The sequence below is a fragment of the Geomonas sp. genome (genome assembly GCF_035254065.1).
In the GTDB taxonomy this organism is placed as follows: domain Bacteria; phylum Desulfobacterota; class Desulfuromonadia; order Geobacterales; family Geobacteraceae; genus Geomonas.
On the sequence record NZ_DATFBA010000188.1, the window covers coordinates 1 to 5,586 of the forward strand.

The 5,586-nt window shown below is 63.6% G+C and carries 4 protein-coding genes and 1 pseudogene; 4 read left to right on the plus strand and 1 reads right to left on the minus strand.

All coding sequences use genetic code 11. The features are described 5' to 3' along the window. Positions 1–182: hypothetical protein (locus VJ604_RS09105; RefSeq protein ID WP_324081777.1), on the plus strand; the 182-nt coding region annotated here is incomplete at its 5' end. Between the two features lie 191 nt (positions 183–373). Further along, positions 374–1,300, plus strand: a complete 927-nt coding sequence (locus VJ604_RS09110) for a CHAD domain-containing protein (protein ID WP_324081779.1) — start codon at positions 374–376, stop codon at positions 1,298–1,300. A gap of 84 nt (positions 1,301–1,384) precedes the next feature. On the opposite strand, the gene fusA is transcribed toward VJ604_RS09110, so the two are convergent. Then, positions 1,385–3,448, minus strand: coding sequence for an elongation factor G (gene fusA / locus VJ604_RS09115; protein ID WP_324081781.1), 2,064 nt, complete (start codon positions 3,446–3,448; stop codon positions 1,385–1,387). A 314-nt stretch (positions 3,449–3,762) separates the two neighbouring features. On the opposite strand from fusA, the gene VJ604_RS09120 reads away from it, so the two are divergent. Next, complete coding sequence (locus tag VJ604_RS09120) at positions 3,763–5,352, plus strand: HEAT repeat domain-containing protein (RefSeq protein WP_324081783.1); 1,590 nt, start codon at positions 3,763–3,765, stop codon at positions 5,350–5,352. Next, a pseudogene (locus tag VJ604_RS09125) lies at positions 5,345–5,586 on the plus strand (phosphohydrolase); the annotation flags it as partial. The gene VJ604_RS09120 and the pseudogene VJ604_RS09125, both read left to right, overlap by 8 nt.

The following is a 5,586-nucleotide window of genomic DNA, read 5'->3' on the forward strand; positions in this document are numbered from 1 at the left end:
TAACCAACAAAGGAGACGAGGCTGTGAAATCTGTAAGCCCCTTCGAGGTAAGCTTCCAACAATACAACCATCTGAAGGAACAACTGAGGAGCACCGAAGACATCAAGGAAAAGAACAAACTCTTCAAAAGGCTGCGCAACCTACTGTCTGTCATGGAATTCCTGATCACCCAGTCCCGATGACCCTGCCCCTCGCTTTCAGCCCGGCCCCACCAAGCTTCCACAGTTTCAGCTGCCTTACCAAAGAAGGGGAAGACAGTGCCCCGGGCCGGCACATTATCGAAAAATGATTGCACAGTCGGACCTATCGGGGAAAATGAAAGAGAGGCTGCAGTAAGAGCCGAACGGTTCCGCAGGTACAAGAAGGCGTCACCATGAAATCCGGCAGTGAACAGAACTTTCAACTTACCAGCTCGGCCCCTCTCTGGATCGCCTCCCGCTCGCTCATCGCCCAGCACGGCGCGGACTTTTTTTCCCGCTGGAGCGAGGTCGCCCAGGCCTACCAGGAAGACGAGGTCCACGACCTGCGGGTCGCCTCCCGCAGACTTCGCGAGGGGCTCTTCCTGTTTTCCCCCTGTTTTCCCGAGAAGGAGAGGAAGCGGCTGGCCAAAAAGGTGAAAAAGGTTACCAGGATGCTGGGGGAGCTTCGCAACACCGACGAGGCGGTCCGCTTCTTTTCGCGTTTCACGACCAAGGAGAGCTCGCACTGTCGGCAGCAGGTGCAGGAACTTCTGGCAGGGCTGAGGCTCGAGCGGGAGCAGGTACATGAAAAGCTGGAACAGGAGTTCGCGCAGTTCGATCCCGAGCCCTTGAAGGCGGATTTTTACACCATCCGCGAGGACGGCAACCTCTTTTTCTCCGCCGGCAGCGATCCCTTCGTCGATGTGCTCTCCTTTGCAGGGGAAGCCATCAGCGAGCGGGCCGCCACCGTCGGCAAACTCCTCCCCGCCGCCCTGCAGGAAGCTGACGGAGCCGCCCAGCACCGGCTCAGGATCGCCGTGAAGAAGCTGCGCTACCGGCTGGAACTGCTCGCCCCCTTTCTCGGCGAATCCTACCCATATCTCCACAAAACCCTGAAGGAGTACCAGGACGCACTGGGAAAGCTGCACGACGTCGACGTCTTTGGGGATCTGGTGCGAATGGGGGTACCGGAAGGAGAAGGAAGGGAAGCTCTTTTGCAGGTGATGGCGGAACGGCGAGTGAAGCTTTTCCGGACCTTACTCGCCCTGCTGGAGAAAACGCCGCTCGATTCGATAGGCGACCGGGCCAGGGAAGCGCTAATCTCCCCTAACAAGCTTTAGCACTATGCCTCGTGTTGTGCCGAGGAACTTTTTCGGGAATTACCCCCTCGCCCCTTCAGGGGAGAGGGGGGGAGTTGACAAAGGTTACAGCCCGAACTGCCGCTGGACCTGGGCCGGTGCCTCGTCGAAGCGCTGGAACTCCATGGTGAAGCTCCCCCGCCCCTTGGTGGCGCTGCGCAGATCGGTCATGTAGCCGAACATCTCCGCCAGCGGCACGGTCGCCCGCACCAGCTCGATATCGGCACGCTTGTCGAGCCCCTCCACCCGCCCCCGCTTCTGCTGCAGCGTCCCCAGCACCTTGCCGATGCTCTCGCCGGGAACCTCCAACTGCAGGGACATGATCGGTTCCAGCAGCAACACGCCGGCCTCGCGCGCCGCCATGGTCATGCCGCGACGGGCAGCCGCCCTCAAGACCGCTTCCGGGGGGACCGGCGTCCCTGGCTCGACCGGTACCTCCAGCACTTTCACCTCGATGTCGGTGAGCGGGTAGCCGGTCTGGCAGCCCCCCTGCACACCCTCCTGCAGGCTTTGCTCCACGGCGTTGAGGAGCTCGCGGGTGATGGGGGCCACCGGTTTGGGGAGCTGCAGCTGTACCCCGCTTCCGCGCGGCAGCGGCGCTACCTGCAGCACCACCTCGGCGCTCTCCGCACGCCGCTCCGCTTCCCGCATGAACACCTCGCGGCGCAGCACCTGGCGGCGCACGGTCTCCCGGTACACCACCCGCGGCCGGCCGGTCTTGACCTGCACGTTGTACTCGCGGCGCAGGCGGTCGATGATGATCTCCAGGTGGAGCTCCCCCATGCCGGTCAGGATGGTCTGGCCGGTCTCCTTATCCTCATGCACCCGGAAGGTCGGATCTTCCCACTGGAAGTAACCGAGCGCCGTCACCAGCCGCTCCCGGTCCTCGGCCCCCTTGGCCTCCACCGCCAGCGAGACCACCGGCTCCGGAACGGAGAGCCCCTCCAGCACCAAGGGATGGCCGGGATCACAGAGGGTGTCGCCGGTGAGCGACACCTGGCAGCCGGTAGCGGCCACGATGTCACCGGCCACCGCCTCCTGGATCTCCTCGCGCTTGTGGGAGTGCATGTGGAACAGATGCCTGATGCGCTCGTGCGCGTGGCGGGCGGGATTGAGCAGCGAAGCGCCGGCGGAGAGCCTGCCGCTGTAGATACGCAGGTAGGTGAGCCGTCGTCCCTCCTCCGCCATCACCTTGAAGGCCAGCGCCCGCAGCGGCCCGTCCGGGTCGCACTGCACCAGCTCCTCCTTGCCGCTCGCCGGCACCACCCCGGAGAGCGGCGGCACGTCCAGCGGCGAAGGGAGGTAGTCGCAGACGGCATCGAGCACCGGCTGGACCCCCTTGTTGCGAAGCGCCGACCCGAGCAGCACCGGGAAGATCTTGCAGGCGAGCACTCCACGCCTGAGCGCGCGACGCAGCTGCTCGGCCGGAGCCACCCTCCCCTCCAGGAACTCTCCCATCACCTCGTCGTCGAAGTCCGCCGCCGCCTCCGTCAGCGCTAACCGCGCTTCCCGCACCTGCTCGGCAAACGCTGCCGGCACCGGGCCGCGCTGCACCGTCTTGCCCAGATCGCTCTCGCTGAAGGTGAGCGCCTCCTCGCTGAGCAGATCGATGACACCGCTGAAACTGGTCTCCTCGCCCATGGGAAGCTGGAGGAGCACCGGGCGCGCCTTGAGGCGCTCGCCGATCTGGGCGAGCGTGTGGCGATAATCGGCGCCCGCGCGGTCCATCTTGTTGACGAAGCAGACCCGCGGCACCCGGTAGCGGTCGGCCTGGCGCCAGACCAGCTCGCTCTGCGGCTGCACCCCTTCCACCGCGCTGAAGATGGCCACCGCGCCGTCCAACACCCGCACGCTGCGCTCCACTTCCACCGTGAAATCGATGTGCCCCGGGGTATCGATCAGATTGAGACGGTACTCCTTCCAGCGGCAGGTAGTGGTGGAGGCGGTGATGGTGATGCCCCGCTCCTGCTCCTGCGGCATCCAGTCCATGACCGCCATGCCGTCATGGACCTCGCCCATCTTGTAGGTCTCGCCGCTGTAAAAGAGGATGCGTTCCGAGACGGTGGTCTTACCCGCGTCGATGTGAGAGATGATGCCGATATTGCGGATGGTGCTACTGTCAGAGGACAAGGCGATTTCTCCCGGTTTCAGTCATAGTCCTGCTTTAGGCGGATAGTTTACCTTAAAAGGAGTGAGTTCCAATGTCAGGCGAGAAAGGATTATATGGCCTTAATGGCAAACAAGTCAACAGAAGCAGCAAATTGAGTCTCGGAGGTCCCAGGTGACAGGAAGAAAAGCTGAGATAGACCAGTGTCGCCGGTTCCGAATGATCAGTTGTAACAATTTCAAGGTAATGATTTGATTAATATAACTAATTCAGCTATGATGCGGCGTCCGTAATAGGAAATGTCATGTCCGACCTCAAAACAGATAACCTTCCACACATGAAAGAGTGTGACGACGTTGCTGCTGCTTGTGGCACCGCGCTGGCCGAAATGGCCAAGGCGCTCAAGGCGTTCTCCTTCTACCCGGCCAGCCACCCGCTGCGCGACAAGATCATCCAGGGCGCCTTTCAGTGCGTAGAGCGCTTCTTAAAGGACGGCGGGATAAGCCTGGTGGTGCAGCGCAACGGCTTTCGCATTGCCGGCCTGGAGACAGCGCTTCCCACTAGCCCGCTCATCAGCGGGTTGGCCCAGGAACTCTTTGCCCGTGAGCTCCAGCGGCTGTCGCTGTCGAGCGAGCTCACCTACCAGGAGTTCGCCGCCTTCATCGCGATGCTGGCGCTGGAGCCGGACAAGATCGGTGCGGCCGGAGGTCTGGGTCGCATGGTGAAGAGCCAGGGGATAACCTCGCTGGTGGTGAACGAGATCGACATCAGCGCCGTCTTCACCAAGCGTAACGCCGCAGCAGCCGAAGGTGCCGCGGAAGCGGCGGCCCAAAGCGGAGCCGAGCCGGAGCCCGAGGACCAGTGGTGCCTCCCCTCCAGCCTCAAGGAGGAACGGGAGCGGGAGCTGAGCCTCGCCGAGGTAATGGCCCGCCTCTCCGTGGAGGCCGACGACGCAGGCTATCGCGAGCTGGCCCGCAAGCTGGTGGCCTTGGCACAGCCGCTCAAGCAGCAGCACAACTTCGACGAGCTCTTCCCTGTTTTCGTTGCCATGGCGGAGCAAAACCGCGACACCGCCAGGAGCGCCGTGCAGCGTGACTGCGCCCTCGTGGTCCTGCAGCAGCTGGTGCTCGGCGAGGCGACCGAGCATCTCCTCGATCACCTGGAGAACGAGGAGTTCGCACAGAAGGAACGGATCGCCCTGATCCTGAGCCGACTCGGTACCGATGTCGTCGATCCGGTCATCAAGCGGCTGCTGGTCGCCCGCACCCGCTCCGCCACCATGTCGCTTGCCGCCGCCCTGTCGCGTATCGGGGCACCGGCAGTTCCCGCGCTCTGCAAGCTGCTCCACGACGACCGCTGGCAGACCGTCTTCACTGCCGCCGCGGTTTTGGGAGAGATCGGCCAGCGCGATGCGGTGAAGGGGCTCGCGGTGACGGTCTTCCACCATAATGAGCGGGTACGCGGCGAATCGATCCGCGCCCTGGCCAAGATAGGCGGCATGGAGGCAACCGGGGTCCTGCTGGAGCTATTGCGAAACGGTGACGAGAGCGTGGGGCTGCAGGTCATCACCTGGCTGGGGAACACCAGGAACCACAGCGCCGTCGACCCGCTGCTCCAGTTGGTCAAGAAGCGGGACCTGCTGCACAAAACCGCCCCCCTGAAGAAGGCGGCCCTGGCAGCTCTCGGCCGCATCGGCGACAGCAGTGCCATCGAGCCCTTGGTTAAGCTGGTGAACAAGAGGCACTGGTTCCTCGCCGGCCGCTGGGAGGAGTTGCAGGTCGCCGCCGTGGAGGCGATCGGCACCCTGGGCGGCAAGATGGCGCGAAACTACCTGGAAGAGATCAGCAGGCGTGGCGGGCGAATCGGCAAGGCCTCTTCGGCCGCACTGGCGAGCATGGTAGAGAGGAAGGCAACGACAGATGGCTGATTTCACTGTTGATGCGGCGCAGAAGGTGGCCACCTTGCTGATGACCTCGATCCGGGGGGTCCTGCTCTACCCGCAGGCCCACCCCGCCGTGCGGCAGCCGCTGCATGAGCTGAGCGCGCTCCTTGGCAACCTGCTCAACGAGCACCGGGCACTCCACCTGGGGGTGGTGGACGGCACCTTCTTCCTGGGCAACCGACTGCTGGTCGCCCCCACCCCGGCAGTGGCGGAACTGGC

Excerpts from the sequence above, each read along its gene's own strand:
- VJ604_RS09110 (WP_324081779.1), top strand. The coding sequence starts at position 374 with ATGAAATCCGGCAGTGAACAGAACTTTCAACTTACCAGCTCGGCCCCT.
- VJ604_RS09120 (WP_324081783.1), top strand. The coding sequence starts at position 3,763 with ATGAAAGAGTGTGACGACGTTGCTGCTGCTTGTGGCACCGCGCTGGCC.